Genomic DNA, 25,961 nt, shown 5'->3' with positions numbered 1-25,961 from the left:
TTCTTAAATGGTGGGTGACGGCCTAAAATTGAAAGGCTGACTCGACCCACCTCCCTACCTGTCTTCCGGACCGGTGGGACCGGCTTTGGCCGGAACAGGCAGGACGGGGAACGGCATTCCCTCGCAATTGGATCGACCGATGATTCCGTTGAAAACCCTTGGGCGCTGGTTGCGCCCGGGCCTGCTGCTGTCGTTGCTGGTGATGCTCACCGGCTGCGATGCCGTGGCCATCCTCAGTCCGAAGGGCCAGATCGGCCAGGATGAGAAGACCCTGCTGATCACGGCCACCGTGCTCATGCTGCTGGTCGTCATCCCGGTCATCATCATGACCCTGACCTTCGCGTGGAAGTATCGCGCCTCCAACACCAAGGCCCGTTACGAGCCGAAGTGGTCCCACTCGACGGCGATCGAGGTGGTGGTGTGGTCCATTCCCTGCATGATCGTGCTGGTGCTGGCGGTCCTGACCTGGCGTTCGTCGCACGCGCTGGACCCGTATCGTCCGCTGGAATCGGACGTCAAACCGGTCACCATCGAGGCGATCTCGCTGGACTGGAAGTGGCTGTTCATCTATCCGGAAGAGAAGGTGGCGGTCGTCAACGAAATCAAGTTCCCGGTCAACACGCCGCTGAACTTCAAGATCACGTCCGATTCGGTGATGAATGCCTTCTTCATCCCGCACCTGGGCAGCATGATCTACTCGATGGCTGCGATGGAGACCAAGCTCCACCTGATCGCCAACGAGACCGGTGAATTCCCGGGCATGTCCTCGCACTACAGCGGCGCAGGCTTTGCCAAGATGCACTTCACCGCCTACTCGGTCACCGATGCCGAATACCGTCAGTGGCTGGACCAGGTCCGTGCCGGTGAGCAGACCCTGGACAAGGCCTCGTTCAAGGCCCTGGGTGAAGCACGCAACGCCGAGTGGTATCCGGTCACCTACTTCGGCAAGACCGAAGAAGGCCTGTTCGACTGGGTCATCGCCAAGCACATGGGCGACAACAAGCATTACGGCATGAAGCACTCGCACGCCGGTGCCGCCGCTGCCGATGCCGCCAGCCATGAAGCGCACGAGGGGCATGCCCCCAGTGACGCGCATGATTCCAAGGAATCGGGTGAAAACCTGGATGCCACCGAACACGAACACGCTGGCCATGCTGGCCACGCGGGTTCGGGAGAATGAACATGTTGGGAAAACTCTCTCTTGAGTCGATCCCCCACGATCCGATCGTGCTGACCACCCTGGTCGGCGCGGTGCTGGGTGGCCTGGGCGTCATGGCCCTGATCACCAAGTTCAAGCTGTGGGGCTATCTGTGGAAGGAGTGGTTCACCTCGGTGGATCACAAGAAGATCGGCGTGATGTACCTCATCGTCGCCTTCGTCATGCTGCTGCGCGGCTTCTCCGACGCCATCATGATGCGTACCCAGCAGGCGCTCGCCGTCGGCGGGTCCGAGGGTTACCTGCCGCCGCACCACTACGACCAGATCTTCACCGCCCACGGCGTGATCATGATCTTCTTCGTGGCGATGCCGCTGATCACCGGCCTGATGAACCTGGCCGTGCCGCTGCAGATCGGTGCGCGCGACGTCGCGTTCCCGTTCGTCAACTCGCTCAGCTTCTGGCTGTTCGTGTCGGGCGCTGTGCTGATCATGCTGTCGCTGTGGATCGGTGAGTTCGCTGCCACCGGCTGGCTGGCGTTCCCACCGTTGTCGGGCATCGAATACAGTCCAAGCGTCGGCATGGACTACTACATCTGGGGTCTACAGGTCGCAGGCCTGGGTACCACGCTGAGCGGTATCAACTTCTTCATCACCATCCTGAAGATGCGTACCCCCAGCATGAAGCTGATGCAGATGCCGGTGTTCACCTGGACCGCCCTGGTGACCAACGTGCTGATCGTCGCTGCCTTCCCGGTGCTGACCATCACCCTGGTGCTGCTGACCCTGGACCGTTACCTGGGTACGCACTTCTTCACCAATGACGGTGGCGGCAACGCCATGCTGTACATCAACCTGATCTGGATCTGGGGCCACCCGGAGGTGTACATCCTGGTCCTGCCGGCGTTCGGTGTGTTCTCCGAAGTCATCGCGACCTTCTCGCGCAAGGCGCTGTTCGGCTACAAGGGCATGGTCTACGCCACCGCCTGCATCGGCGTGCTGTCGTTCATCGTGTGGCTGCACCACTTCTTCACCATGGGCTCGGGTGCCAACGTCAATGCCTTCTTCGGCATCACGACGATGATCATCTCGATCCCGACCGGCGTGAAGATCTTCAACTGGCTGTTCACCATGTTCCGCGGCCGCGTGCACTTCACCACCCCGGTGCTGTGGACCATCGGCTTCATGGTCACCTTCGTCATCGGCGGCATGACCGGCGTGATGCTGGCGATCCCGGCCATCGACTTCGTGCTGCACAACAGCCTGTTCCTGATCGCCCACTTCCACAACGTCATCATCGGCGGCGTGGTGTTCGGCATGTTCGCCGGCATCACCTACTGGTGGCCGAAGATGTTCGGCTTCCGCCTCAATGAGTTCTGGGGCAAGTGCGCGTTCTGGTGCTGGTTCATCGGCTTCTACGTGACCTTCATGCCGATGTACGTGCTGGGCTTCATGGGCATGACCCGTCGCCTGCAGAGCACCGTCAACCCGGCCTACGAGCCGCTGCTGCTGATCGCCGCCGCAGGTGCCTTCATCGTGGGTGCCGGCATCCTGTGCCAGATCATCCAGGTGGCCGTGTCGATCCGCGACCGCAAGAAGACCGTCGACCTGACCGGCGACCCGTGGGATGCCCGTACGCTGGAGTGGGAAACCTCTTCGCCGCCGGCCTTCTACAACTTCGGCACCCTGCCGGAAGTCACCGAACTGGACGATTTCTGGGAGCGCAAGCAGCGTGGTGAAGCCTGGCCGAAGCCGGCCAAGTACACCGACATCCACATGCCGCGCAACACCGGCACAGGCGTTGTCATCGGTGCCTTCAGCCTGGTGTTCGGCTTCGCGATGATCTGGCACATCTGGTGGCTGGCCATCGTCGGCTTCGTCGGCATGATCGCCACGTTCATCTACCGCACCTTCGACCAGGACGTGGACTACTGGGTCCCGGCCGCCGAGGTGGAACGCATCGAGAACGAACACCGCAAGCACCTGGAAGCCCAGGGCCTGGTGAAGTCGGAGCTGAAGGCATGAGCACCAATACCTCGACCCTGAGCCACGGGCACGCCGCGCATGCGGCGGCCCATGGCCATGACGACCACGAGCACCACGACACCGGCGGCAACACCGTCTTCGGTTTCTGGGTGTACCTGATGAGCGACTGCCTCATCTTCGCCTCGCTGTTCGCCACCTACGTGGTGCTGGCAGGCGGCACCGATGGTGGCCCCACCGCGAAGGACCTGTTCGAACTGCCGTTCGTGGCATGGGAAACCGCGCTGCTGCTGACCTCCTCGCTGACCTTCGGCCTGGGCATGATCGCCATGCACCGCAAGCAGATGGGCCAGATGTACCTGTGGCTGGGCATCACCTGGCTGCTGGGCTTCGGCTTCATGTGCATGGAAGTGTGGGAGTTCCAGCACCTGATCCACCAGGGCTACGGTCCGGACCGCAGTGCCTTCCTGTCGGCGTTCTTCGCCCTGGTCGGTACCCACGGCCTGCACGTCAGCGCCGGCCTGCTGTGGCTGCTGGTGATGTTCGTGCAGCTGAAGAAGTACGGCCTGACCCCGACCAACAAGACCCGCATGGCGTGCCTGAGCCTGTTCTGGCACTTCCTGGACCTGATCTGGATCGGCGTGTTCTCCGTCGTCTATCTCAATGGAGCCCTGTAATGGCACATGACAACCATGCACACGACCACGGCACCGGCGGCGAAAGCCATGGCACCGTGAAGTCGTACCTGATCGGCTTCGTGCTGGCGGTGGTGCTGACCGTCATCCCGTTCTGGATGGTGATGTCGGGTGATTTCTCGCGCACCGTCAACGGTGTGGTCATCGCCATCACCGCGGTGCTGCAGATGCTGGTCCACCTGGTGTTCTTCCTGCACCTGGACCGTTCTTCGGAAAGCCGCTGGAACGTCAACGCTGCGGCCTTCACCGTGGTGGTGATCGGCATCATCGTGGTCGGTACCCTGTGGGTCATGCACAACATGAACGTGCACATGATGCACTGACGTCCGCGCGACGTTGCCACGCAGAAAGGCCGCCCTCGGGCGGCCTTTTTTGTTTGTCGCGCCCGCCGGGAATGGCACGCGCGGTGGTAGTGCCGGCCGCTGGCCGGCAATTACGGGAAGCCGGCCAGCGGCCGGCTCTACCAGGATCCACGCCATGCGTGGATGGGGTCAGAGCCCTTGCCTGCGGCCAGGGATCCGACCCCAAAGCCATCGGCCTCATCCCACCCGGCATGGCCGGCACAGGGGGGTAGTGCCGGCCGCTGGCCGGCAGTTGCGGGAAGCCGGCCAGCGGCCGGCTCTACCAGGAGATCCACGCCATGCGTGGATGGGGTCTGAATCCTTGCCTGCAGCAAGGGATCCGACCCCAAAGCCATCGGCCTCATCCCGCCTGGCATGGCCGGCACAGGGTGGTAGTGCCGGCCGCTGGCCGGCAATTGCGGGAAGCCGGCCAGCGGCCGGCTCTACCAGGAGATCCACGCCATGCGTGGATGGGGTCTCACCCCACCCGGCGCAGGAACTCCTCGGCGTCCATTGGTCGGCCCAGGTGGTAACCCTGCAATTGATCACACCCCAGTTCGCTCAGGTACTCGCGCTGTGCCTGCGTCTCCACGCCCTCTGCCACCACCTGCAGCTGCAGGGTGCGCCCCAGCGCGATGATCGACGAGACGATGGCGGCATCCTCTTCATTGCATTCCAGATCGTGCACGAACGCGCGGTCGATCTTCAGTTCGGTGGCGGGCATGCGCTTCAGGTAGAGCAGGCTGGAATAGCCCGTGCCGAAGTCGTCGATGGCAATGTGCACGCCCATCGCGGTCAGGTCGTTGAGAATCGCCAGGCTGGCGTCCACGTCCTTCATCGCCGTGGTCTCGGTGATCTCCAGGGTCAGGCACGCCGGCTCGATGCGGTGCCGTTGCAGCACTTCGCGCACACTGTCCAGCAGCGCCGGCGAGGCGAACTGCAACGGTGACAGGTTCACCGCCATCGACCATTCGGAATGTCCGGCATCGTGCCACGCGCGCAGCTGTGCACAGGCACGGTCCAGTACCCAGTCACCGATCGGCAGGATCAGACCGCTGCGTTCGGCGATGGGAATGAACACATCCGGCGCCAGCAGGCCCAGCTCGGGATGCTGCCAGCGCAGCAGCGCTTCGGCGCCGGTGGCCGGTGCGCCGGCGGCAGGGAACTTGGGCTGGTAGTGCAGCACCAGCTCGTCGCGGGCGATGGCCTTGCGCAGGTCCTGCAGCAGGCGCAGCTGGCGGTTGGCACTGAGCTGCATCGAGGGGGTGAAGAACGTATAGCCGTTCCGGCCGGTCTCCTTGGTGTGGTACATCGCCGCATCGGCGTGTGCCATCAGCTCGCGCTCGTTGCCGGCATCAGCCGGATACAGGGCGATGCCCAGGCTGGCGCTGACCTGCAGCTCGGCTGCATCCAGCAGGAACGGTTCGCCCGCCGCCGCGATGATCCGCTCGGCGACCACCACTGCATCGTCGGGAACATCGATGGCCAGCACGATCACGAACTCGTCGCCGCCGAGGCGGGCGAAGGTGTCCTGTGGCCGCAGCAGGCCGCCGATACGCTGCGCCACCGCCACCAGCAGGCGATCTCCCAGCTGGTGTCCGTACGCATCATTGACCGCCTTGAAGCCGTCCAGGTCGCAGAACATCACCGCCACCGCCTGGTTGCGCCGCCGCGCCTTCTCGATGGCCTGCTCGATGCGGTCCTGCAGCAGCATGCGGTTGGGCAGCTGGGTCAGCGGGTCGTGCAGGGCGGCCTGGATCAGCCTGTCGTTGGCGTGTGCCAGTGAATCGGCCAGCAGCCCGGTGCGCACGCGCATCTGCCGGTCGAACAGCGAGGCCACCAGGGCGATGCCCAGGGTCGCCACCGTGGTGACGATCACCAGCACCGCCAGCCAACGCGTGTCGATGCCGCCGCTGCCGACCGCGCCGCAGATGCTGCCCTCCGGGAAGCGCGCCGCGGCCATGCCGGTGTAGTGCATGCCGACGATGGCCAGGCCCATCACCAGTGAGGCGAGCAGGCGCAGGCGCGTGGTGTTGCGCTGCTCGGCACGCAGGCGGAAGGCAATCCACAGCGCCGCACCGGCGGCGCCGATGGCAACCGCGATGGAGGCAGCGAACCAGCCCGGGTGATAGTCGATGCCCGGCTGCATGCGCATCGCGGCCATGCCCAGGTAGTGCATGGTGGCAATGCCCAAGCCCATCAGCACGGCGCCGGCCAGCAGACGTCGCCAGGGCAGGCTGGACCGCGACACCAGCCACAGCGCATAGGCCGAGGCGCCGATCGACACGGCCAGCGAGTACAGGGTGATGCCGAGGTCGTAGCCGACCGGAATCGGCAGGTCGAAGGCCAGCATGCCGATGAAATGCATCGACCAGATACCCAGGCCCATCGCCGCCGCGCCGCCGGCCAGCCACCAGCGGGCCACGCGGCCCTCGGCGGTGGCCAGGCGGCCGGCCATGTCCAGCGCCGTGTACGAAGCAAGAATGGCCACCAGCAGGGAGATGGCGACCAGGCTCTGACTGTAACTGCCAGTCATGTTGAATCCAGAGGGGGAGGGAGGGGGCGCCCGCAAGGCGCACGCCCGCGACAGCTATCGGCGCGGGCAGGCGGGACTTGAGCGGTCGCAGCACCTGCGACCCGGCTCGGCTATCCTGCCACGCCTGTTCCCGTTGCTGGAAATCATCCGATGGCCAAAGCCCGCACCGCCTACGTCTGCAATGAATGCGGCGCCGAATTCAGCAAGTGGCAGGGCCAGTGCACCGAGTGCAACGCCTGGAACTCGCTGTCGGAAATCGTGCTGGAGAGCGCGGCGGCGGCCAAGGCGCCGGCGTCGCGCCGGGCGGGTTGGGCGGGCAAGATCGATCCGCCGAAGATCACCGCGCTGAAGGACGTGGAGCAGACCGAGCACCGCCGGGTCAGCACCGGCATCGGCGAGTTCGACCGCGTGCTCGGCGGTGGCCTGGTCGAGGGCGCGGTGGTGCTGGTCGGCGGTGACCCGGGCATCGGCAAGTCGACCCTGCTGCTGCAGGCAGTGGCAAAGATGGCGGCCGAACTGCCGGTGCTGTACGTCACCGGCGAGGAGTCGCTGGCGCAGGTGGCCGGTCGTGCGCACCGGCTGGAACTGCCACTGGATGGGGTCAACGCGCTGGCCGAGACCGGCGTCGAGTCGATCCTGCAGCATGCCTCCAGGGCGGGCCCGCGGCTGATCGTGGCCGATTCGGTGCAGACCCTGTGGACCGAGAGCCTGACCGCCGCGCCGGGTTCGGTCAGCCAGGTGCGCGAGAGCGCGGCGCGGCTGGTGCGTTTCGCCAAGGAGACCGGCACCGCGGTGTTCCTGGTCGGCCACGTGACCAAGGAGGGCGGCATCGCCGGCCCGCGCGTGCTCGAACATATGGTCGATGCGGTGCTGTACTTCGAAGGCGAGAGCGGCAGCCGCTTCCGTTTGCTGCGCGCGTTCAAGAACCGCTTCGGTGCGGTCAACGAACTGGGCGTGTTCGCGATGGGGGACAAGGGCCTGAAGGAAGTCTCCAATCCATCGGCCATCTTCCTGTCCGGCGGCAGCACCCATCAGCCGGGCAGCTGCGTGATGGTCACCCGCGAGGGCACGAGGCCCCTGCTGGTGGAGGTGCAGGCACTGGTCGATGCATCGCCGTTGTCGAACCCGCGCCGTGTCGCGGTCGGCCTGGAGCAGAACCGCCTGGCCATGTTGCTGGCAGTGCTGCACCGTCACGGCGGCGTGCTGGTCGGCGACCAGGACGTGTTCGTCAATGTGGTCGGGGGTATCCGCGTACAGGAGACCGCGGCCGACCTGCCTGTGCTGCTGGCGGTGCTGTCCTCGCTGCAGGACCGGCCGCTGGCGGAAAAGACGATTGCCTTTGGCGAGGTTGGCCTGTCCGGCGAGATCCGCCCGGTGCCCAACGGCGAGGACCGCCTGCGCGAGGCGGCCACCCATGGTTTCAAGCGCGCCATCGTGCCCAAGGCCAACGCGCCCAAGGGCGGTTCGGTGAAGGGCATGGAAGTGATCGCGGTGGAGCGCCTGTCCGAGGCCATCGACGCGGCGTGATGCGCGGGGCTCTGCCTCTACAAGCGTCGTATACGGCAACGGTCAGCCTGCCTGTGCTAGTTTTTCCCGCTCGACGAAGGCGCCCTCTGGCGTCTTTCCGTGCCCAGGAGTAAACGATTACATGCAGGACACCACGCTCACCGCCCCCAACGCCGAAATCCGTCGCGCAGGGGTCGATCTCAATGGATTGATGACGGTGCTGGGCAAGCACCTGTATTCCACCCCGGTGGTGGCGCTGCGTGAGCTGGTGCAGAACGCGCATGACTCGATCATCCGTCGCCGCATCGAGCAGCCTGGCATCGAAGTGCCGTCGCGCATCTCGGTGCAGGTCGATGCCGCTGCCGGCGTGCTGCGCATCACCGATACCGGTGCCGGCCTGACCCGCCAGGAAATCCATGACTACCTGGCTACCGTGGGCGTCGGCTACACCCGGGGCCTGCGCCAGGGCGGGGAGGACGATGAAGGCCTGATCGGCATGTTCGGCCTCGGGTTCCTGTCGGCCTTCGTGCTGGCGCGCAGGGTCAGCGTGCGTACCACCTCGTACCAGACGCCGGAACTGGGTCATCTGTACGTGTCCAGCAATGCCGAGCAGTACACCGTCAGCGAAATGCCGGCGCGCGCGGTTGGCACCGAGGTGGAACTGGAGCTGCATCCGGATTTCCTGCCGCTGGCCAACGAGGCGCGCCTGCACGAGGTGCTGGGCCGCTATTGCGCGCTGCTGTCCGAGCCGATCTTCATTGGTGCTGCGGCCGAGGCGCTCAACCCCGAGCCGCCGCCGTGGCGCAGCCAGGGTGACGTCGTCGTGCATCCGGTGCAGGCGCGTCGCCAGGCGCTGCAGTTCGCTGCGCGCTTCGAGCACGATTTCGAGCCGATCGTCACCGTGCCACTGCGCGCGGATGGCGACAGCGATGCCACCGGCCTGTTGTGGGTCCAGGATGGCGCTACCTACGGCACCAGTGACAACCGCAATCTTTCGGTGTTCGTGCGCGGCATGCTGCTGGACGACGATGCGCGCGACCTGCTGCCGCCGTGGGCCGGTTTCATCGGCGGGGTGATCGAATCCTCGCGGCTGACGCCCACCGCCAGCCGCGAAGACCTGCAGCGCGATGACCAGTACCGGGCCGTGCAGCACGCGCTGCTGGAGGCGCTGATTGATGGCCTGGCCGACGTCGCACGGCAGCAGCCGGAAGCCTGGCGACGCGTTCTCACGCGCCATAATGAGGCCTTGCTGGGCGCGGCGCTGTGCGATGACCGCCTGTTCGACCTGCTGTTGGAGCACGTGCGCGTGCCGACTTCGCAGGGCGACCTGCCGGCCAGTGCGCTGCCGGCGCGTGGTGCCGTGCATGTGATTCTCGACAATGGCGGTGGCTTCGAGGAGATGCTGTTCCGCGCGATGGGGGTACCGGTCGCGCATGGCCACCGCTATGCAGTCGTGCCGTTCCTGCGTCGCTGGGCCCAGGCCAAGGGCCTGCGCCTGGTTGAACTGGGGACCGAGCAGGGTAACCGTGCACTGTTCCGAAGCGATGACAGCCTCGACGAGGCGCAGCTGGCATGGCTGCGCGAGCAGCTGGGCGACGGCGAACAGTTGCTGCCGGCACGCTTCAGCCCCGAGTCGCTGCCGGTGGTGGTGGTGCCCGACCGCGAAGCCGAGCTGAAGCAGCGCCTGGAAGACGACGAGAACGACAAGCGCGTGTCGATGGCCGCGCTGCGCCTGGCCCGGCAGTTCACCGCACGCATCGAGTCGCGCGCGCCGTCGCGGCTGTACCTCAATCTCGATAACCCGGCAGTGCAGGCGCTGCTGCGCGCCCAGCGCGAGGGGCATCCACAGGCCGAAGCCGCAGCCCGTCTGCTGCGCTCACTGAAGATCATCGTCGCCGCGCAGGGCCGCCCGCTGGCACGCGCGAACGCTACGCCCGGCCCGGATCTCAACGGCGCCTTTACTGATATCGCCGGTGCCCTGCAGCAGATGCTGCGCTGAGCACCGTATCTTCTCATCCAGCCTTCGCTAGACAGGAGCACTTACCCCATGGACATCTGGAACTGGGTCGAAAAACTGCAGGGTGACCTGCGCCAGGCCGGCCAGGCGCAGAACGCGCACCTGCTGAACCGTCTCGCCGACGAGGTGAGTGAACTGCAGATCGACCGCGTCGATGCATTGCTGCCCGAAGCGCGTGCGCTGGGCAAGGCGCTGGACAACCCGTGGGTCGACGTCTATGTCGGCCACTGGGCGCTGCGCAACCGCGTCGGCAACCGCGTCGAAGGCGAGAGCGCGCTGGGCGAAGCGGTGGCGCTGTTCGAACGTGCGCACCGTGAGGACACGCTGGAATGCCCGCAGTCGATCTGCGTGACCCAGGATCTGGCTGCCTGCTATGGCAACATCGATGGCCCGGGCTGGGTGCCCGAGCGCATCGAGGTCTGCGATGAAACACTGGGTCGCATCGACCCGAGCTGGGCGTGTTTCCAGTGCCTGAGCTGCGAGAAGGCCGATGCGCTGCTCGATGATGGTCGTGGCCAGGCGGCGCTGGATTACCTGCAGGCGCAGGCCGATGCCGTGGAGGCCTGTGGCAAGGAAGTGTTCGACAGCTTCCCGGAGATGCAGATCAAGATCCTGCTGGGAATGGGCCGTGCCGATGAGGCACTGGCGCTGATCGAAAAGCGGGAGGCCGAAGTTGCTGCGTCCGGAGAGTACGAGCCGGCCAACTGCACGGTGCCGCGCCGCCTGTCCAAGGCCTGGGCGCTGGCCCAGCTGGGCCGCGACGAAGAGGCGCTGCAGCAGCTGGTGCCGTGGAGCGAGCTGACTCCGAACTACTGGCGCCTGTGGGCCAACACCGCCGCCGCGCTCTGCCAGCGGGATCCTGCGCGCAACACCTGGGATCTGGGCACGCGCTTCAACACGATCATCGAGCACTTTGCCCGGGTCGGATCGCATCGCCTGCTGATCGAAGTGGCAGCGCTGAGCCTGGAGCTGGCGCTGCAGCGTGGCGCGCGCTGGGTGGCACTGCGGCAGCTGGAACTGGCCCGCACCCATCTGGCGCAGCTGCGCCAGGATCGTGGTGCTGCGGCGCTGGTGGCCGGCCTGGCCGCGCGCATCGACGCGTTGCCGGATGTCGCACCGCTGCCGGTGCCGGCGGGCGAGCTGCTGGCATGGCTGGACGCGCAGGGCGAACAGAACCAGTCGCGCGATCCCGAGCGCGAAGCGCAGTGGTTGCTGCAGGCGCATGCCGAGTTGCCCGATGACGAGGCGCTGGCCGAGATGGCGGCCAGCGCACTCAATGCCTGCGGCGCACAGCCCGAGGCGCGCGCGCTGCTGTGGCGGTTCGTACGCGGCCATGCGCAGCACGATGGTCCCGCGGCCTACACGCTGATGCGCTGGCTGGCTGAGCAGGGCGACGACGATGGCCTGCGCCAGCTGGCCGATCTCTACCGTGGCAGCGTGCCGGTGTTCGCGCACTGGTGCGAGGTGCAGCGTGCACGCCGCGTGTCCGACTGGCCGGCGCTGGAGCAGGCGGCCCGATCCCTTCTGGAGCTGTCTCCGGGCTCGCACGGCGCGCGCGGCACGCTGGCGCGCATGTACATGGAAACCGGCCGCTTCAGCGAAGCACAGGCCTGCTACGCGCAGCTGGTTGAATTGCTGGAAGAGCCGAATGCCGCGCATTGGGACCACATGAGTGCCGCCAGCGCGGCGCGGGATTGGGACGCCGTGCGTCGCTCGGCGAAGGCGATCGGCATGGAGCTGTCCAGCCAGGAAGGCGTGGTCGAAGAGCCGTGGGGCTGGGTGATCATCCGCAGCGAAGAGAACGGTGAGCCGATGGAGTACTACGCCCGTCGCAGCGGACCGGTGACCGCGCGCATCGTCGAGAACGCGCCGTCCAACCGCGCCCAGCAGGTGGGCGACTGGGTAGTGTTCGATGCCGCGCTGGTGCATCCGGCACCCGAGGAGGAGGAAGCACGCGAGCATTTCATCCCGACCTATGCGCAGGTGCATGTGCTGGAACGCGGCGGCTACGCCCGCAGCTGGATGATCGATGGCGCGCACCCGGGCGAAGAGGCCTGGAACGTCTTCGTCGAGGCGGCCGAAGCACAGGGTTGGAAGGTGTGGTCGCACAGCCGCCCGGACTACACCGTCACCGACCCCGATGTGGAAGACGGCACGCTGCCCGGCCTGCTGTTCACCGTGGCCCAGCCGCAGGACCATGCACCGCTGGCGCTGCACCGCTTCCTCCAGCAGCAGACCGCGACGTGGCCGCATCCGCATTGCTGGCTGCGCCTGGCCGAAGCCTGCAACCAGGATCGCCAGCCGCACCTGGACGTGATCGAGCGTTACGGGTTGTAAGCCGGGTATCGGGTAGTGCCGGCCGCTGGCCGGCAGCACCGGGATATCCTGTAGTGCCGGCCAGCGGCCGGCACTCCCTCAAGGAGAAATACATGCGAAAGACAGGGATGCTCGTGATCACCGGGCTGCTGCTGGCCCCCACCGTGCAGGCTGCTCCCGCCTGCCGGGAGCCTGCGGCTGTGGCCCGCGCCTTCTACGAGGCGACGACCGGCAACGGTGATCTGCTGGATCCGCCGGCCGCGCTGGTCAGCGCGGCCTTCGGCAAGGCGCTGCGTGATGAGCGTGCCTGCCAGCAGCGCGAGGAGGGCATCTGTACGATCGATTCCGATCCGTGGCTGGATGCGCAGGATGGCGACATCGACAGCCCCGTGCGTTACAGCTGGAAAGAGGCCTCGGCGACCACTGGCCAGGTGGAAATGCGCTATTTGGTCTGGAAAAAGGCCTACGTGACCCGGTTGCCGATGGTGCGCCAGGGCCAGGGCTGCTGGCAGGTCGATGACATCCTCACCAACAGCGGCCGTTCGGTGCGGAAGATCCTGGCCCAGCCGGTGCCCTGACCGGCGGCAGCATCCACACAGGGTGCGGTCCAGTTGTCGGCCAGCGGCCGGCACTACCAGGTGATGTGGTGGGTGCCGACCGTTGGTCGGCACGCTTCTATCGCGTATGCCCGAACACCAGTTCGATCACGAACTGGCTGCCGAAGAACGCCAGCAGCAGCAACAGCATTGCCGCCAGCGTCCAGTGCACCGCCTTCATGCCGCGCCAGCCGTAGCGGCGGCGGCCGACCAGCAGCACGCCGAACACGACCCACGACAGCACGCTCAGCACAGTCTTGTGCACCAGCTTCTGTGCCAGCAGGTCATCGACGAACAGCACACCGGTGACCAGGGTCAGGGTCAGCAGCGCGAAGCCGACGGTGATCACCCGGAACAGCAGTGATTCCAGGTCGGCCAGCGGCGGCAGCGCCCGCAGCCACGGCCGGAACTCGCGGCGACGCAGTGCGCGTTCCTGCAGCCACAGCATGATTGCCAGCAGCGCGGCGATGCTCAGCGTGGCGTAGGCCAGCAGCGCCAGCCAGGCGTGGCTGGCCAGGCGCCAGCCCAGCACTTTGCTCGGTTCGTGGCCGTAGCCGTGGTAGGCCAGCAGCAGCACGGCAGCCAGCGGGAACACCACCACGCCCAGCGCCGACATCCGCCCGCGTGCGCCGACCAGCGAGGTCAGCCAGGCCATGCCCAGGCCGACCAGCGACAGCGCGGCGAAAAAGTGCATGTCCGGCCCGCCGTTGGTGCGCATCGCCACCATCACGTGGTAGCTGCCATGCAGCAGCATCGCCGGCAGGGCCGGCCACAGCCAGGTGGGCGAGCCGGTGGTTTCATCGCGGCCGAGCGCGCGCACCAGCAGGGCACTGGCAGCCAGGTAGAGCAGGACGGCGATGAGAACGATTGTCATCGTTGCAGTTTCGCACACCCCTGCGGTGGTGGCGACGGCCCCGTGGCCGCAGTCCGGGGAGACAGCCGGACCCGTTATACTGTCTGCCTTATTGTCCCCCGCTTTCAGACAGGTTGCGCCGCATGTTCGAGTCCCTGACCCAGCGCCTTTCCGGCACCATCGAGCGCCTGCGTGGCCGTGGCCGCCTGACCGAGGAGAACATCCGCGAGGCGACCCGCGAAGTGCGCATCGCGCTGCTCGAAGCCGACGTTGCGCTGCCGGTGGTGCAGGCCCTGATCGAGCGCATCAAGGTACGAGCGGTCGGCCAGGAAGTGCTGAAGTCGCTGACCCCGGGCCAGGCGCTGATCAAGGTCGTGCGCGACGAGCTGACCGCGGTGATGGGCGCCGAAGCCAGCGACCTGAACCTCAATGTGCCCGCGCCGGCCATCATCCTGATGGCGGGCCTGCAGGGCGCCGGCAAGACCACCACGGTGGGCAAGCTGGCCAAGCACCTGAAGGAAAAGCGCAAGAAGAAGGTGATGGTGGTTTCGGCCGACGTCTACCGTCCGGCCGCGATCGAACAGCTGAAGACCCTGGCCGAGCAGGTCGGCGTGCTGTTCTTCCCGTCCAGTGCCGACCAGAAGCCGGAAGCCATCGTCCGTGCCGCCATCGACGACGCGCGCAAGTCGTTCGTCGACGTGCTGCTGGTCGATACCGCCGGCCGCCTGGCCATCGACGAAGCGATGATGGCCGAGATCAAGGCCCTGCACGCTGCGGTGAACCCGGCCGAAACCCTGTTCGTGGTCGACGCCATGACCGGCCAGGACGCGGCCAACACCGCCAAGGCCTTCGGCGATGCCCTGCCGCTGACCGGCGTGGTGCTGACCAAGACCGACGGTGACGCCCGTGGCGGTGCCGCACTGAGCGTGCGCTACATCACCGGCAAGCCGATCAAGTTCGTCGGCGTCAGCGAAAAGCCGGAAGGCCTGGACGTGTTCCACCCGGACCGTATCGCCAGCCGCATCCTCGACATGGGCGACGTGCTGTCGCTGGTCGAGCAGGTCGAGCAGCAGGTCGACAAGGACAAGGCGGCCAAGCTGGCCGAGAAGGTCGCCAAGGGCAAGAAGTTCGACCTGAACGACATGCGTGACCAGCTCGAGCAGATGCAGAACATGGGCGGCATCGGCGGCCTGATGGACAAGCTGCCGGGCCTGGGCAACATCCCCGACCATCTGAAGCAGCAGGTCAGCCAGGGCAAGGAAGTGCCGCGCATGATCGCCATCATCAGCTCGATGACCAAGAAGGAACGGCGCAACCCGAACCTGCTGAACGGCTCGCGCCGCGCGCGCATCGCCAAGGGCTCGGGCGTGACGCCGGCTGACGTCAACAAGCTGATGAAGCAGTACATGCAGATGGAAAAGATGATGAGCAAGATGGCCGGCGGCGGCATGAAGGGCATGCTGCGCAGCATGAAGGGCATGATGGGCGCCATGGGCGGCCGCGGCATGCCGTTCCGTTGATGCAGCGACGGGGCCGGCGCGCATTGCGACGCGGCCCCGGTCACAATGACTGGCGTATGCTGGATGGCGACTTCTCCAACAGGTATGTCGCGTGAATGCATCGCCGATTCTTGAACGCGCCGACACCTTCTGTCGGCGTTTTTCATTGCAGCTTCCGATCCTGCTGGCACCGATGGCCGGTGCCTGCCCGGTGCCGCTGTCGGCCGCGCTGGCCAATGCCGGCAGCATGGGCGCGATGGGTGCGGTGCTGTCGCCGGCCGCCGATATCGGCCGCTGGATGGATGACTTCCGCGCCGCTTCCAATGGCCCGGCGCAGGTGAACCTGTGGGTGCCGGATCCGGTGCCGACCCGTGACGTTGCCGCCGAGGCTGCCAGCCGCGCCTTCCTGACGCAGTGGGGCCCGGACGTGCCGGCCAGCGCCGCCGATGCCACGCCCGCCGACTTCGAAGAACAGTTCGCCGCACTGCTGGCCGCACGCCCGGCGGTGGCCTCGACCATCATGGGTGTGTTGCTGCCGCGCCACGTGCAGCAGTTGAAGGATGCCGGCATTGCCTGGATCGCCTGCGCGACCACCTTGTCCGAAGCGCGTGCAGCACAGGACGCCGGTGCCGATGCGGTGGTGGCGCAGGGCATGGAAGCGGGCGGCCATCGCGGTGCGTTCGATCCGGCGATGGCCGAGCGCCAGCTGGTCGGCCTGTTCGCGCTGCTGCCGCGCCTGGCCGATCACCTGCAGATCCCGGTGATTGCCGCCGGCGGTATCGCCGATGGCCGCGGTATCGCGGCCGCGCTCACGCTGGGGGCCAGCGCGGTGCAGATCGGCACCGCGTTCCTGCGCACGCCCGAAGCCGCGATCGCCTCGGCGTGGGCCGATGGGCTGGCCGCCAGCGAACCGGAAGACACCTGGCCGACCCGCGCTTTCAGCGGCCGCCTGGGCCGCGGCCTGGCGACCGCCTATGTGCGCGCCGCTGCCGCAGAAGGCGCCCCGCCGCCACGCCCGTACCCGGTGCAGCGCGGCCTGACCGCGCCGATGCGCAGGCAGGCCGCGCAGGAAAACCGCCTGGCGGCGATGCAGGCCTGGGCCGGGCAGTCGGCGTGGATGGCGCCGGCACAGCCGGCCGCCGACGTGCTGCGCGGCATGTGGAGCCAGGCGCAGGCGCTGCTGCGATGACGGTGACCTGCAACGGCCTGCCGGCACAGGTCGAGGATCTGCTGCCGGCGCTGGTCAACTACGGCCATTTCACCTCGCTGCAGGTGCGCGACCACGCGGTGCAGGGACTGGACCTGCATCTGGCGCGGCTGTCACAGGCGACGCGTGAACTGTTCGGCAGCGAGCTGGATACGGTGCAGGTACAGACCTGGATGGCACAGGCCCTGCAACAGGCCGGCCTGGCCGATGCCTCGCTGCGGGTGACGGTGTACTCGCGCCGGTTCGATTTCCGCAACCCGCTGGCGGCGGTGCCGGTGGACGTGCTGGTGGCAGTATCAGCGCCGGTGGCCCTGATCGCGCCCAAGCGCGTGCGCAGCGTGGTCTGGCAGCGCGAAATGCCGCAGATCAAGCACGTGGGCACGTTTGGCCTGTTCGCCGAGCGCCGCGCGGCGATGGCCGAAGGATTCGACGATGTGCTGTTCGTGACCGCTGATGGCGACGTGAGTGAAGGCAGCACCTGGAACCTGGCCGTGCACGATGGTGAACGGCTGCTCTGGCCGCAGGCGCCGGCCCTGCGCGGTACGGCCGAAGCGCTGCTGAAGCGGCATTGGCCCGATGCGCAGTTGACGCGGCCGTTGGCGCTGGCTGAACTGGGCAGTGTGAAGGCCGCTTTTGCCTGCAACGCCAGCGGCCTGTGGGCGCTGGAGGCCATCGACGGGCATCTCCTGCCAAGCTCGCAGGCGCTGGCTGAACAGGGCAGGGCGGTGCTGGCGGCAGTGCCTTGGGACAGATTGGGGCCAGATCCCCTTTGCGGCGCAAAAGCGATCTGACCCCAAGCGAACCCCCGGGGTTGGCTCGGCCGGACTCTGCCGCTATAATCGCCCGCTTACCTCGCCATCCTGGCGACTGGGCAATAGGAAAAACACCATGGTCAAGATTCGACTGACCCGCGGCGGCGCCAAGAAGCGTCCGTTCTACCACATCATCGTCACCGACGTGCGCAGTGCGCGCGACGGCCGCAACATCGAGCGCGTTGGTTTCTACAACCCGGTCGCCCAGGGCGGCGAGAAGCGCATCGAGCTGGACCTGGCCCGCGTTGACCATTGGGTCAAGAACGGCGCCCAGCCGACCGACAAGGTCCGCAACCTGATCAAGGAAGCGACCAAGTCCCAGGCCGCTGCGGCCTGATCCTGACGGGCCACGCTTCGGCGTGGCCCTCTTGGTTGAAGCAGATGAAAGATATCGAGCGCCGCATCCTGCTGGGCAGGGTTGTCGGCGCTTTTGGTGTGCGCGGCGAGATCAAGCTCGAGTCCTGGACCGAGCCACGTTCCGCCATTTTCCGTTACCAGCCGTGGATCGTGCGCAGCCCGTCCGGCGTGGAAACCACGATTGAAGGTGTGCGTGGCCGCGACAGTGGCAAGCACCTGGTCGCCCGGTTCCCCGGCGTCGAGGACCGCGATACCGTTGAAGCGATGCGCGGCACCGAGATCTACGTGGCCCGCAGTGCCCTGCCACCGCCGAAGCCCGATGAGTATTACTGGGTGGACCTGGAAGGCCTGGACGTGAAGACCACCGAGGGCGTTGCCCTGGGCCAGGTCTCGCACCTGTTCAGCACCGGCGCCAACGACGTGGTGGTGGTCCGGGGTGACCGCGAGCGGATGATCCCGTTCGTGCAGCCGGACTTCGTCAAGTCGGTCGATTTCGAGGCCAACCTGGTCGTGGTCGACTGGGATCCCGAGTTCTGAGTGTGAGCATGCGTTTCGACGTCATCACCCTGTTCCCCGAGTTCCTCGCCCAGTCCGCCGGACTGGGCGTGGTCGGGCGCGCGCAGGAGAAGGGGTTGTTCAGCCTGCATGGCTGGAATCCCCGTGATTACGCCGAAGGCAACTACCGCCGGGTGGACGACCGTCCATTCGGTGGCGGCCCGGGCATGGTGATGCTGATCGAGCCGTTGCAGGCCTGCCTGCAGGCGATCCGCGATGCTGATCCGACCCCGGCGCGGGTGATCCATCTCAGCCCGCAGGGGGCGCCGTTGACCCAGGCCAAGGTGCGGGAACTGGCGGCGTTGCCGCGCATGGTCCTGCTCTGTGGCCGCTACGAGGGCATCGACGAGCGTTTCCTGGAAGCCAATGTCGACGAGGAAATCTCCCTCGGCGACTATGTGCTGTCGGGTGGCGAGCTGGGTGCGGCGGTCATCATCGACGCCGTGGCCCGCCTGCAGGACGGGGCCCTGAATGACGCTGAATCAGCGGCCCAGGACAGCTTCGAAGGTGATCTGGGCCTGCTCGACTGTCCGCACTACAGCCAGCCGGCCCAGCACCCTCTGGGCGACGTGCCGGACGTGCTGCGCTCAGGCAACCATGCGGCCATCGCCGCGTGGCGCCGCCAGCAGTCGCTGGTCCGTACCGCCCAGCGGCGCCCGGACCTGCTGGATGAACAGGCGCTGGGCAAGGCCGACCGCACGCTGCTGGAACAGGGCCGTCAGGCCCAGAAACAGAAGGCCGACCCCTAGCGCAGGGCCGGCTTTATCGGCTATCATGGCCAATTACCGCCAGCCCAGGCCGGCGCGCGCAGTACCCACAACAAACGTGCAGCACAGTCCGGTGACTGCATGAGCCCACGTTGTCTACATGACACGCCCACCCGAACAAGAATCGGTGTAACCCATGAGCAAGCTGAACAAGTCCATCGTCGCGGAATTCGAATCCGCCCAGATCACCCGTGAACTGCCGAAGTTCAGCCAGGGCGACACCGTTGTCGTCAACGTGAAGGTGAAGGAAGGCAGCCGCGAGCGCGTGCAGGCCTACGAAGGCGTCGTCATCGCCACCAAGAACGCCGGCCTGAACTCCTCGTTCACCGTGCGCAAGATCTCGCACGGCTACGGCGTCGAGCGCGTGTTCCAGACCCACAGCGCCATCATCGACTCGGTCGAAGTGAAGCGTCGTGGCAAGGTCCGCGCCGGCAAGCTGTACTACCTGCGTGGCCTGGAAGGCAAGGCTGCCCGCATCAAGGAAGACCTGGCTGCCGCTGCTGCCGCCAAGGCTGCCCGTCTGGCCGAAAAGGCCTGATAAACAACTTCGGTTGTTGCCGCGACGGCCACCTTCGGGTGGCCGTTTGCGTTTCCGGCATCGCATCGGCCACGATCAGGTGATGAACGACATCAACCCGCGCTATCCCGCCGTGATCCAGTCGGCGTTGCGCTTCCTCGACGGCAAGGGGCTGGCGCGTGTGCAGTCGGCGCCGTTGCTGCATCGCCTGCTGTGGCGCATGGGCATCGCACTGCCACCGCCAATCCTGGCCGGCTTCGGTACCAATGCGCTGGTGCAGGGCCTGTTGTTCGGGCTGTTCTGGACCGCACTGATGTGGCTGATGCTGTGGCAGGGCAGTGAGCGTCCGCTGGCCTTGCTGCTGGCGGCCGGCCTGTTGGCTGGTGCGCTGTTCGGCGTGGTGATGGCCGGCTTGATGCGCTCGCTGCGCCGTCACCGCAAATTACCGGAGTGGCGCCAGTTCCGCGCGGGGCAGGCGGACTGAGCCGATGGCGCACTGCGCCGTGACCGCCCGGCACAGGCCGCGGTAGGCTGCCGGCATCATCCCGATGGACGTGCCGTGCGATGCCTGCCAAGCGAACCGCACCTTCCGCTGCGCCCAAGCTGTTGTCAGGCGGTAATCCGCAGATCGCCAAGGGCGAGGGCGATGCCACGGTACAGGCCTATATCGCGGCGATGCCGGACTGGAAGCGGCCGATCGGCGCACGGCTGGATGCGCTGGTCGAACAGGCCGTACCCGGGGTGCACAAGGCGGTGAAGTGGAACTCGCCGATGTATGCGGTGGCCGCGGGCGAAGGCTGGTTTCTCAGCTTCCATTGCTTCACCCGCTATATCAAGGTGGCGTTCTTCCGCGGCGCTGCGCTGAAACCGGTGCCGCCGGAGCCGTCCAGGAGTGCCGATACGCGCTACCTGCACATTGCCCAGGATGGCGTACTGGATGAAGCCCGGTTTCTTGACTGGGTGCGCCAGGCCGCGGCATTGCCCGGCGAACACATGTAAGCCCACCGTTCTGATCTCCTTGCCGACGAGAGCCGCTGATGGCCACGCATGCACCCAACCCGGCCGATGCCGGAACCCCGGCCGCCGAACTGATCGATGCGCGCATCGCCGAACTGGGCGACTGGCGTGGCGAAGCGCTGGCACGCGTGCGTGCGTTGATCCATGAGGCGCTGCCCGACGTGCAGGAAACCTGGAAATGGCGGGGTACACCGGTGTGGGAGCACAACGGCATCCTGTGCACCGGCGAGACCTACAAGCAGGCGGTGAAGCTGACGTTTGCCAATGGCGCGGCGCTGGCCGATCCGAAGGGCCTGTTCAACGCCAGCCTGGAGGGCAACACGCGGCGCGCGATCGATATCCATGAAGGCGCGATGCCGGATGCCGCCGCGTTCAAGGCGTTGATGCGCGCGGCGGCGACGTTCAACGCGGCGAAGAAGAAGAAGCGGTAGAGCCGGCCGCTGGCCGGCTGTGCCGCGATGCTGCTGGAGAGGTGTGAGGTTGCCGGCCAGCGGCCGGCACTACCGTGGCGTTCACTGGCCCATGAGGTTGCCGGCCAGCGGCCGGTATTACCGCATCGGTGCGGCATCCGGGTCGGCCACTGGCGACGGCGGGCAAGCCGGAATTTCCGACGGCGTGGCCAGTTCCTCGGCGTGCGAGGGCTTGCTGATCATCTTCGCCTTGCGCCAGCCGCCCCAGCGGTAGTACGCCAGCGACAGCAGCATCGACACCAGCGAGCTGACCGGGAAACTCCACCAGATCGCATCGGCGCCCCAATACGGCTGCAGCAGCTCGGCGAACGGCACGCGCACGCCCCACAGCGAACCGGCCAGGATCAGCAGCGGCGGGATCACCGCGCCGGTGGAGCGCACCACGCCGGAGATCACGAAGCTGACGCCGAAGAACAGGAACGAGCCGATCACCACGTGGTTGAGGTGACGGGCAATGTCCAGCGCCTGGCTGGCCGGCGGCAGGAACAGCGCCAGCAGCTGGCGATCGAACAGCACCAGCGGCAGGATCAGCGCGCCGGTCAGCAGGAAATTGAACAGCACGCCCTGGCGTGCGGTGCCGCGTACGCGGTCCCAGCGCTGCGCACCGACGTTCTGCGCCGCCATCGAAGAGCACGCCGCACCGATCGCCATCGCTGGCATCTGCAGGTAGTTCCACAGCTGCAGGGAAGCGCCGTAACCGGCGGCGGTGTCGGTGCCGTACTGGTTGACCATGGTCATCAGCAGGATCACCGACAGCGAGATCAGCACCATCTGCAGGCCCATCGGCACGCCCTTGAGCACCAGCGCTTTCAGGATGGTCAGGTCGAGCTTGAACAGGCGCATGTCGGCGCGGCCCAGCCACAACGTGTGGCGCTTGTGCCGCATGTACAGCAGCAGGCCGGCCAGCGACAGCGTCTGCGCGACGAGCGTGGCCCAGGCCGAGCCGGCGATGCCCAGCGCGGGGAACGGCCCCATGCCGAAGATCAGAACCGGGTTCAGCACGATGTCCAGTGCCACCGACACCATCAGGAAACGGAACGGTGTGCGCGAGTCACCGGCACCGCGCAGCGCGGCGGTGAGGAAGGCGAACGCATACAGCGTCGGCATCGCCAGGAAGATGATCTGCAGGTAGGCCTCGGCCAATGGCAGCGAGGTGGCCGGCGTGCCCATCGCCGCCAGCAGCGGATGTGCCATGAACCAGCCGGCGATGGCGATGATCACCGACAGGCCGATGAAGAAGGTGGCGCTGGTACCCACCACGCGCCGCGCCTGCGGGATGTCGCGCGCGCCGATCGCCTGGCCGATCAGGATGGTCGAGGCCATGCCGAAGCCGAACACCGAGCCGATCAGGAAGAACATGATGTTGTTGGCGTTCGCGGTGGCGGTCAGTGCCGCCTCGCCGAGGAAGCGCCCGACCCAGACCGCATTCACCGAACCGTTCAGCGACTGCGCGATGTTGCCGGCCAGGATCGGCAGGGAAAACAACAGGAGATTGCGGCCGATCGGGCCGGAGGTCAGGTCAAGCGGCGCTTTGGCCATGGAGTGGTGATCGAATCCCGGGAGGCGCACACTAGCACCAAGCCGGTTTGCGGGATGTGGCAATGCGTCAACGACTGCAGGTGAAGCGAAGGCTGGCGCTGGCCTTGATCGGCGCCGCGCTGGCCGCATGTTCGACAGGTGACCGGCTGGGCGATACCCAGGTGCGGCCAACCGACCGCCCCGAGTGCCTGGTCGGCAGCCAGCGCCAGGATCTTTCCGCCGGCGTTCCCACCCTGATCGGGGGCAGTGGCTGCCGCACCGACCCCGACAACCCGCGTCCCCTGAACAAGCGAACGGAGTAGTCCCTGCCGATGACCGAGCTTTCCCCGCTGTCGCCCAGTGTCCGCCTGGACATCTGGCTGTGGGCGGCCCGTTTCTTCAAGACCCGCAGCCTGGCCAAGCAGGCCATCGAGACCGGCAAGGTCAGCGTCGCCGGGCAGCGCCCGAAATCCTCACGCGCAGTGCGCGTCGGTGAGCAGCTGCAGGTCGACCGCGGCGAAGAGCATTTCGAGATCCAGGTGCTGGGCCTGAGCGACCAGCGCGGGCCGGCGCCGACGGCGCAGCAGTTGTATGCCGAGAGTGAGGCCTCGAAGGCGCGCCGTGCCGAACAGCGCGCGTTGCGCATCGCGGCGCGCGATGGTTTCCAGCCGCCGGAGCACAAGCCGGACAAGCGCGCACGGCGGTTGATCCGCGCGCTCGGCGATATCGACGCGTTGTAAGCAGCAGGGCGCCAGACCGGATCCGGCGCCCCCTTGGCTCAGCGCTTGCCGCCCAGCAGGCTGCCGCCGATCTTCAGCAGATCGCCCACGCCGAGCTGGCCGTCACCGTCCTGGTCCAGCAGGCTGCCGAGCAGGCCGCCGGCAAGACCGCCCTGCTGCTGCACCTGCTGCTTTTCCTGGCCGAGGGCCTGGCTGAGCGAGCCGGCGTCGGCCTGGCCGCCACCGAGGCGCTGGGCGAGGAAAGCCATCACGATCGGTGCGAGGATCTGCAGCAGCTGGCTGGTGCGGCCACTGTCGAGCTGGGTGGCCTGGGCCAGGCCGGTTTCCACCTTCTGCTGGTTGCCGCCGAAGATGTGGCCGAGGATGCCGGCGCCATCGCTGGCGGCACCACCGCCACCGCCGCCCAGTACCGAACCGAGCACGCTGCCCAGGTCCAGCCCACTGTGGTTGTTCTGCAGCGCGCCGAGCAGCGCCTGCGCGCCCTGCGGCTGCGAGGCGTTGTTGCCCAGCGCGCCCATCAGCACCGGCAGCGCGGCACTGATCGCACCGGAAGCCTGGGTGTCGCTGATGCCGAGCTGCTGCGACACCTGCTGCAGCGGGGCGCCCTGCAGTTTGGCGAGAAGTTCGTCGGTGAGGCTCATCTGCGGAATCCTTGATTGGGGTGGGGCGTGCAGAAGGTACGACGCGGACCGTTAAAACGGCGACGCCGCCTCACGGGGAGGCGGCGTGCTGTTCACGGGGCAGGGCGATCAGAGCTCGATGTCTTCGGCGCCCGGGGTCGCGGTGGGGAAGTCCGCTTCCGGCTGCGCCGGCTTGAACGGATCCGACGGCTGGCTGGCCAGCGCCTTCAGGGCCGCGGCAACGCCAGCGCCATAGGCCGGGTCGGCCTTGCTGCAGTTGTCGATGTGGCGCTGCTTGATGAAGTCCGGCGCATCGCCCAGGGCGCGGGCGGTGTTGGCGAACAGGCGGTCCTTCTGTGCCTGGTTGTAGCTGCGGAACAGCGCACCGGGCTGGCTGAAGTAGTCGGCGTCGTCCTCACGGAAATTCCAGAAGTCGGCGTCACCGCGGATCTTCATCGGCGGCTCGCGGTACTGCGGCTGTTCCTGCCACTGGCCGTAGCTGTTCGGCTCGTAGTGCGGCAGGCCGCCGTAGTTGCCGTCCACGCGCATCGCACCGTCGCGGTGGTTGCTGTGCACCGGGCAGCGTGCGGCGTTCACCGGAATCTGGTGGTGGTTCACGCCCAGGCGGTAGCGCTGCGCATCGGAATAGGCGAACAGGCGTGCCTGCAGCATCTTGTCCGGCGACGGGCCGATGCCGGGCACCAGATTGCTCGGTGCGAACGCGGACTGCTCGACGTCCTGGTACCAGTTGACCGGGTTGCGGTTGAGTTCGAACTGGCCCACTTCGATCAGCGGGTAGTCGCTCTTCGGCCACACCTTGGTCAGGTCGAACGGATGGATGCGGTAGGTTTCCGCCTCCAGCTCGGGCATGACCTGGATGAACAGCTTCCACTTCGGGAAGTCGCCCTTCTCGATTGCGGCGAACAGGTCGCGGCCGTGGCTTTCGCGGTCATGGCCGACCAGGATCTGCGCCTGCGCGTCGGTCAGCGATTCGATGCCCTGCTGGCTGACGAAGTGGAACTTCACCCAGAAGCGCTCGCTGTCGGCGTTGGTGAAGCTGTAGGTGTGCGAGCCGAAGCCGTGCATGTGGCGGAAGCTGCGCGGGATGCCGCGGTCGCTCATCACCACGGTCACCTGCAGCAGGGCTTCGGGCAGCAACGTCCAGAAGTCCCAGTTGTTGCGCGCGCTGCGCAGGTTGGTATGCGGGTCGCGTTTCACGGCCTTGTTGAGGTCGGCGAACTTGCGCGGGTCGCGCAGGAAGAACACCGGCGTGTTGTTGCCGACCAGGTCCCAGTTGCCTTCTTCGGTGTAGAACTTCAGTGCGAAGCCGCGGATGTCACGCTCGGCGTCGGCGGCGCCACGCTCGCCGGCCACCGTGGTGAAGCGCGCGAACATCTCGGTCTGCTTGCCGACCTTCTCGAACAGCTTGGCACGGGTGTACTTGCTGATGTCGTGGGTGACGGTGAAAGTACCGAACGCGCCCGAGCCCTTGGCGTGCATGCGGCGCTCGGGAATGATCTCGCGGTTGAGGTTGGCCAGCTTCTCCAGCAGCCAGACGTCTTCCATCAGCAGCGGGCCACGTGGGCCGGCGGTCTTGCTGTTCTGGTTGTCCACCACCGGTGCGCCGAAGGCCGTGGTCATCGGCGTGACCGGATCATCGCCGTGCTTCTGCTTGGGCGTGGTGCTCAGTTCACGCTGCTGCTGGGCGCCTTCCGCAGGCGACGGCGCGGTGTGATACGGGCACTTGGGGCTGTTGTTATCGGACTGGCTCATGGCTGGCTCCTGCGGGTGAAGACGGGGTGGAACATCTTCACTCGACTTTAGCTATGGCCAGATGAAATGAATAATCGAATGAATCATTCACTTCTATAGCTTCTGTCTATC

General features: G+C 66.7%; 25 protein-coding genes. 20 read left to right on the top strand and 5 right to left on the bottom strand.

Going from position 1 to position 25,961, the window contains the following annotated elements; genetic code table 11:
* Positions 1 to 139: 139 nt before the first annotated feature.
* The 4 genes from cyoA to cyoD are packed head-to-tail and all read left to right on the top strand — an operon-like array spanning position 140 to position 4,156.
* Positions 140 to 1,180, top strand: a complete 1,041-nt coding sequence (cyoA, locus tag AC5P9F_RS01775) for a ubiquinol oxidase subunit II (protein WP_005408581.1) — start codon at positions 140 to 142, stop codon at positions 1,178 to 1,180.
* A 2-nt stretch (positions 1,181 to 1,182) separates the two neighbouring features.
* On the top strand, positions 1,183 to 3,180 hold the full coding sequence (cyoB, locus tag AC5P9F_RS01770; protein ID WP_005408582.1) for a cytochrome o ubiquinol oxidase subunit I: 1,998 nt from the start codon (positions 1,183 to 1,185) through the stop codon (positions 3,178 to 3,180).
* Positions 3,177 to 3,815 (top strand): cytochrome o ubiquinol oxidase subunit III, encoded by a 639-nt coding sequence (gene cyoC, locus AC5P9F_RS01765; protein ID WP_005408583.1) that lies wholly within the window; start codon positions 3,177 to 3,179, stop codon positions 3,813 to 3,815. The genes cyoB and cyoC overlap by 4 nt, the downstream gene beginning before the upstream one ends.
* Positions 3,815 to 4,156, top strand: coding sequence for a cytochrome o ubiquinol oxidase subunit IV (gene cyoD / locus AC5P9F_RS01760; RefSeq protein ID WP_005408584.1), 342 nt, complete (start codon positions 3,815 to 3,817; stop codon positions 4,154 to 4,156). Before cyoC ends, cyoD begins: the two co-directional genes overlap by 1 nt.
* Positions 4,157 to 4,652: 496 nt before the next feature.
* Here the strand turns inward: cyoD and AC5P9F_RS01755 are convergent, their stop codons facing one another.
* Positions 4,653 to 6,710 carry a putative bifunctional diguanylate cyclase/phosphodiesterase gene (locus tag AC5P9F_RS01755; RefSeq protein WP_005412645.1) on the bottom strand — a complete coding sequence of 686 codons (2,058 nt, stop codon included), beginning with the start codon at positions 6,708 to 6,710 and terminating at the stop codon, positions 4,653 to 4,655.
* A gap of 150 nt (positions 6,711 to 6,860) precedes the next feature.
* On the opposite strand from AC5P9F_RS01755, the gene radA reads away from it, so the two are divergent.
* From radA to AC5P9F_RS01735, 4 genes are all read left to right on the top strand, one after another.
* Positions 6,861 to 8,237: a DNA repair protein RadA gene (radA, locus tag AC5P9F_RS01750; RefSeq protein ID WP_005408586.1), complete on the top strand. Its 1,377-nt coding sequence runs from the start codon at positions 6,861 to 6,863 to the stop codon at positions 8,235 to 8,237.
* A gap of 121 nt (positions 8,238 to 8,358) precedes the next feature.
* The gene (locus tag AC5P9F_RS01745; protein WP_012479525.1) at positions 8,359 to 10,215 is read left to right on the top strand and encodes an ATP-binding protein; all 1,857 of its coding nucleotides are present in this window, start codon (positions 8,359 to 8,361) and stop codon (positions 10,213 to 10,215) included.
* Positions 10,216 to 10,263: 48 nt separating this feature from the next.
* Positions 10,264 to 12,570 (top strand): tetratricopeptide repeat protein, encoded by a 2,307-nt coding sequence (locus AC5P9F_RS01740; protein ID WP_043034107.1) that lies wholly within the window; start codon positions 10,264 to 10,266, stop codon positions 12,568 to 12,570.
* Between the two features lie 92 nt (positions 12,571 to 12,662).
* Positions 12,663 to 13,127 (top strand): YqhG/Tai3 family protein, encoded by a 465-nt coding sequence (locus tag AC5P9F_RS01735; RefSeq protein WP_005408589.1) that lies wholly within the window; start codon positions 12,663 to 12,665, stop codon positions 13,125 to 13,127.
* Between the two features lie 97 nt (positions 13,128 to 13,224).
* Here AC5P9F_RS01735 and AC5P9F_RS01730 read toward each other — a convergent pair whose 3' ends face one another.
* Positions 13,225 to 14,019 (bottom strand): cytochrome C assembly family protein, encoded by a 795-nt coding sequence (locus AC5P9F_RS01730; protein ID WP_005408590.1) that lies wholly within the window; start codon positions 14,017 to 14,019, stop codon positions 13,225 to 13,227.
* 122 nt (positions 14,020 to 14,141) lie between these two features.
* Here AC5P9F_RS01730 and ffh point away from each other — a divergent pair, with 122 nt between their 5' ends.
* The 10 genes from ffh (at position 14,142) to AC5P9F_RS01680 (ending at position 21,160) form a co-directional block, all read left to right on the top strand.
* A complete protein-coding gene (ffh, locus tag AC5P9F_RS01725; RefSeq protein WP_005408591.1) occupies positions 14,142 to 15,518 on the top strand; it encodes a signal recognition particle protein in 1,377 nt (458 codons plus the stop codon).
* Positions 15,519 to 15,609: 91 nt separating this feature from the next.
* Complete coding sequence (locus AC5P9F_RS01720) at positions 15,610 to 16,686, top strand: NAD(P)H-dependent flavin oxidoreductase (protein WP_308680227.1); 1,077 nt, start codon at positions 15,610 to 15,612, stop codon at positions 16,684 to 16,686.
* On the top strand, positions 16,683 to 17,495 hold the full coding sequence (locus AC5P9F_RS01715; RefSeq protein WP_308680229.1) for an aminotransferase class IV family protein: 813 nt from the start codon (positions 16,683 to 16,685) through the stop codon (positions 17,493 to 17,495). Before AC5P9F_RS01720 ends, AC5P9F_RS01715 begins: the two co-directional genes overlap by 4 nt.
* A 97-nt stretch (positions 17,496 to 17,592) precedes the next feature.
* Positions 17,593 to 17,853, top strand: a complete 261-nt coding sequence (gene rpsP, locus AC5P9F_RS01710) for a 30S ribosomal protein S16 (RefSeq protein WP_005408594.1) — start codon at positions 17,593 to 17,595, stop codon at positions 17,851 to 17,853.
* A gap of 44 nt (positions 17,854 to 17,897) precedes the next feature.
* Positions 17,898 to 18,410 (top strand): ribosome maturation factor RimM, encoded by a 513-nt coding sequence (gene rimM / locus AC5P9F_RS01705; RefSeq protein WP_005408595.1) that lies wholly within the window; start codon positions 17,898 to 17,900, stop codon positions 18,408 to 18,410.
* Positions 18,411 to 18,418: 8 nt separating this feature from the next.
* Positions 18,419 to 19,177: a tRNA (guanosine(37)-N1)-methyltransferase TrmD gene (trmD, locus tag AC5P9F_RS01700; RefSeq protein WP_005412653.1), complete on the top strand. Its 759-nt coding sequence runs from the start codon at positions 18,419 to 18,421 to the stop codon at positions 19,175 to 19,177.
* A 154-nt stretch (positions 19,178 to 19,331) separates the two neighbouring features.
* On the top strand, positions 19,332 to 19,733 hold the full coding sequence (gene rplS / locus AC5P9F_RS01695; protein ID WP_005408597.1) for a 50S ribosomal protein L19: 402 nt from the start codon (positions 19,332 to 19,334) through the stop codon (positions 19,731 to 19,733).
* 82 nt (positions 19,734 to 19,815) lie between these two features.
* Positions 19,816 to 20,196: a DUF6404 family protein gene (locus AC5P9F_RS01690; protein ID WP_012479532.1), complete on the top strand. Its 381-nt coding sequence runs from the start codon at positions 19,816 to 19,818 to the stop codon at positions 20,194 to 20,196.
* An 80-nt stretch (positions 20,197 to 20,276) separates the two neighbouring features.
* Entirely contained in the window at positions 20,277 to 20,711 is a 435-nt protein-coding gene (locus AC5P9F_RS01685) for a DUF1801 domain-containing protein (RefSeq protein WP_005412655.1), read from the top strand.
* A gap of 38 nt (positions 20,712 to 20,749) precedes the next feature.
* Positions 20,750 to 21,160: a DUF1801 domain-containing protein gene (locus tag AC5P9F_RS01680; protein WP_043035636.1), complete on the top strand. Its 411-nt coding sequence runs from the start codon at positions 20,750 to 20,752 to the stop codon at positions 21,158 to 21,160.
* A gap of 117 nt (positions 21,161 to 21,277) precedes the next feature.
* Here the strand turns inward: AC5P9F_RS01680 and AC5P9F_RS01675 are convergent, their stop codons facing one another.
* The gene (locus AC5P9F_RS01675) at positions 21,278 to 22,738 is read right to left on the bottom strand and encodes an MATE family efflux transporter (RefSeq protein WP_495231880.1); all 1,461 of its coding nucleotides are present in this window, start codon (positions 22,736 to 22,738) and stop codon (positions 21,278 to 21,280) included.
* A gap of 62 nt (positions 22,739 to 22,800) precedes the next feature.
* On the opposite strand from AC5P9F_RS01675, the gene AC5P9F_RS01670 reads away from it, so the two are divergent.
* A complete protein-coding gene (locus AC5P9F_RS01670) occupies positions 22,801 to 23,040 on the top strand; it encodes a hypothetical protein (protein WP_005408602.1) in 240 nt (79 codons plus the stop codon).
* 9 nt (positions 23,041 to 23,049) lie between these two features.
* Positions 23,050 to 23,457 carry an RNA-binding S4 domain-containing protein gene (locus AC5P9F_RS01665; RefSeq protein WP_005408603.1) on the top strand — a complete coding sequence of 136 codons (408 nt, stop codon included), beginning with the start codon at positions 23,050 to 23,052 and terminating at the stop codon, positions 23,455 to 23,457.
* 38 nt (positions 23,458 to 23,495) lie between these two features.
* Here the strand turns inward: AC5P9F_RS01665 and AC5P9F_RS01660 are convergent, their stop codons facing one another.
* Entirely contained in the window at positions 23,496 to 24,098 is a 603-nt protein-coding gene (locus AC5P9F_RS01660) for a DUF937 domain-containing protein (protein ID WP_005408604.1), read from the bottom strand.
* A 108-nt stretch (positions 24,099 to 24,206) separates the two neighbouring features.
* The gene (locus AC5P9F_RS01655) at positions 24,207 to 25,850 is read right to left on the bottom strand and encodes a catalase (protein ID WP_005408605.1); all 1,644 of its coding nucleotides are present in this window, start codon (positions 25,848 to 25,850) and stop codon (positions 24,207 to 24,209) included.
* Positions 25,851 to 25,961 lie beyond the last annotated feature (111 nt).

Source organism: Stenotrophomonas sp. YJH_SMC_4 (assembly GCF_059371575.1).
Note: the sequence above shows the minus strand (reverse complement) of the source record. Positions and strands in the feature narration are given on the sequence as shown.

Bases quoted from the DNA above. Each gene is read 5' to 3' on its own strand.
- cyoA (WP_005408581.1), top strand. From the start codon at position 140: ATGATTCCGTTGAAAACCCTTGGGCGCTGGTTGCGCCCGGGCCTGCTG.
- cyoB (WP_005408582.1), top strand. From the start codon at position 1,183: ATGTTGGGAAAACTCTCTCTTGAGTCGATCCCCCACGATCCGATCGTG.
- cyoC (WP_005408583.1), top strand. From the start codon at position 3,177: ATGAGCACCAATACCTCGACCCTGAGCCACGGGCACGCCGCGCATGCG.
- cyoD (WP_005408584.1), top strand. From the start codon at position 3,815: ATGGCACATGACAACCATGCACACGACCACGGCACCGGCGGCGAAAGC.
- AC5P9F_RS01755 (WP_005412645.1), bottom strand. From the start codon at position 6,710: ATGACTGGCAGTTACAGTCAGAGCCTGGTCGCCATCTCCCTGCTGGTG.
- radA (WP_005408586.1), top strand. From the start codon at position 6,861: ATGGCCAAAGCCCGCACCGCCTACGTCTGCAATGAATGCGGCGCCGAA.
- AC5P9F_RS01745 (WP_012479525.1), top strand. From the start codon at position 8,359: ATGCAGGACACCACGCTCACCGCCCCCAACGCCGAAATCCGTCGCGCA.
- AC5P9F_RS01740 (WP_043034107.1), top strand. From the start codon at position 10,264: ATGGACATCTGGAACTGGGTCGAAAAACTGCAGGGTGACCTGCGCCAG.
- AC5P9F_RS01735 (WP_005408589.1), top strand. From the start codon at position 12,663: ATGCGAAAGACAGGGATGCTCGTGATCACCGGGCTGCTGCTGGCCCCC.
- AC5P9F_RS01730 (WP_005408590.1), bottom strand. From the start codon at position 14,019: ATGACAATCGTTCTCATCGCCGTCCTGCTCTACCTGGCTGCCAGTGCC.
- ffh (WP_005408591.1), top strand. From the start codon at position 14,142: ATGTTCGAGTCCCTGACCCAGCGCCTTTCCGGCACCATCGAGCGCCTG.
- AC5P9F_RS01715 (WP_308680229.1), top strand. From the start codon at position 16,683: ATGACGGTGACCTGCAACGGCCTGCCGGCACAGGTCGAGGATCTGCTG.
- rpsP (WP_005408594.1), top strand. From the start codon at position 17,593: ATGGTCAAGATTCGACTGACCCGCGGCGGCGCCAAGAAGCGTCCGTTC.
- rimM (WP_005408595.1), top strand. From the start codon at position 17,898: ATGAAAGATATCGAGCGCCGCATCCTGCTGGGCAGGGTTGTCGGCGCT.
- trmD (WP_005412653.1), top strand. From the start codon at position 18,419: ATGCGTTTCGACGTCATCACCCTGTTCCCCGAGTTCCTCGCCCAGTCC.
- rplS (WP_005408597.1), top strand. From the start codon at position 19,332: ATGAGCAAGCTGAACAAGTCCATCGTCGCGGAATTCGAATCCGCCCAG.
- AC5P9F_RS01690 (WP_012479532.1), top strand. From the start codon at position 19,816: ATGAACGACATCAACCCGCGCTATCCCGCCGTGATCCAGTCGGCGTTG.
- AC5P9F_RS01685 (WP_005412655.1), top strand. From the start codon at position 20,277: ATGCCTGCCAAGCGAACCGCACCTTCCGCTGCGCCCAAGCTGTTGTCA.
- AC5P9F_RS01680 (WP_043035636.1), top strand. From the start codon at position 20,750: ATGGCCACGCATGCACCCAACCCGGCCGATGCCGGAACCCCGGCCGCC.
- AC5P9F_RS01675 (WP_495231880.1), bottom strand. From the start codon at position 22,738: ATGGCCAAAGCGCCGCTTGACCTGACCTCCGGCCCGATCGGCCGCAAT.
- AC5P9F_RS01670 (WP_005408602.1), top strand. From the start codon at position 22,801: ATGCGTCAACGACTGCAGGTGAAGCGAAGGCTGGCGCTGGCCTTGATC.
- AC5P9F_RS01665 (WP_005408603.1), top strand. From the start codon at position 23,050: ATGACCGAGCTTTCCCCGCTGTCGCCCAGTGTCCGCCTGGACATCTGG.
- AC5P9F_RS01660 (WP_005408604.1), bottom strand. From the start codon at position 24,098: ATGAGCCTCACCGACGAACTTCTCGCCAAACTGCAGGGCGCCCCGCTG.
- AC5P9F_RS01655 (WP_005408605.1), bottom strand. From the start codon at position 25,850: ATGAGCCAGTCCGATAACAACAGCCCCAAGTGCCCGTATCACACCGCG.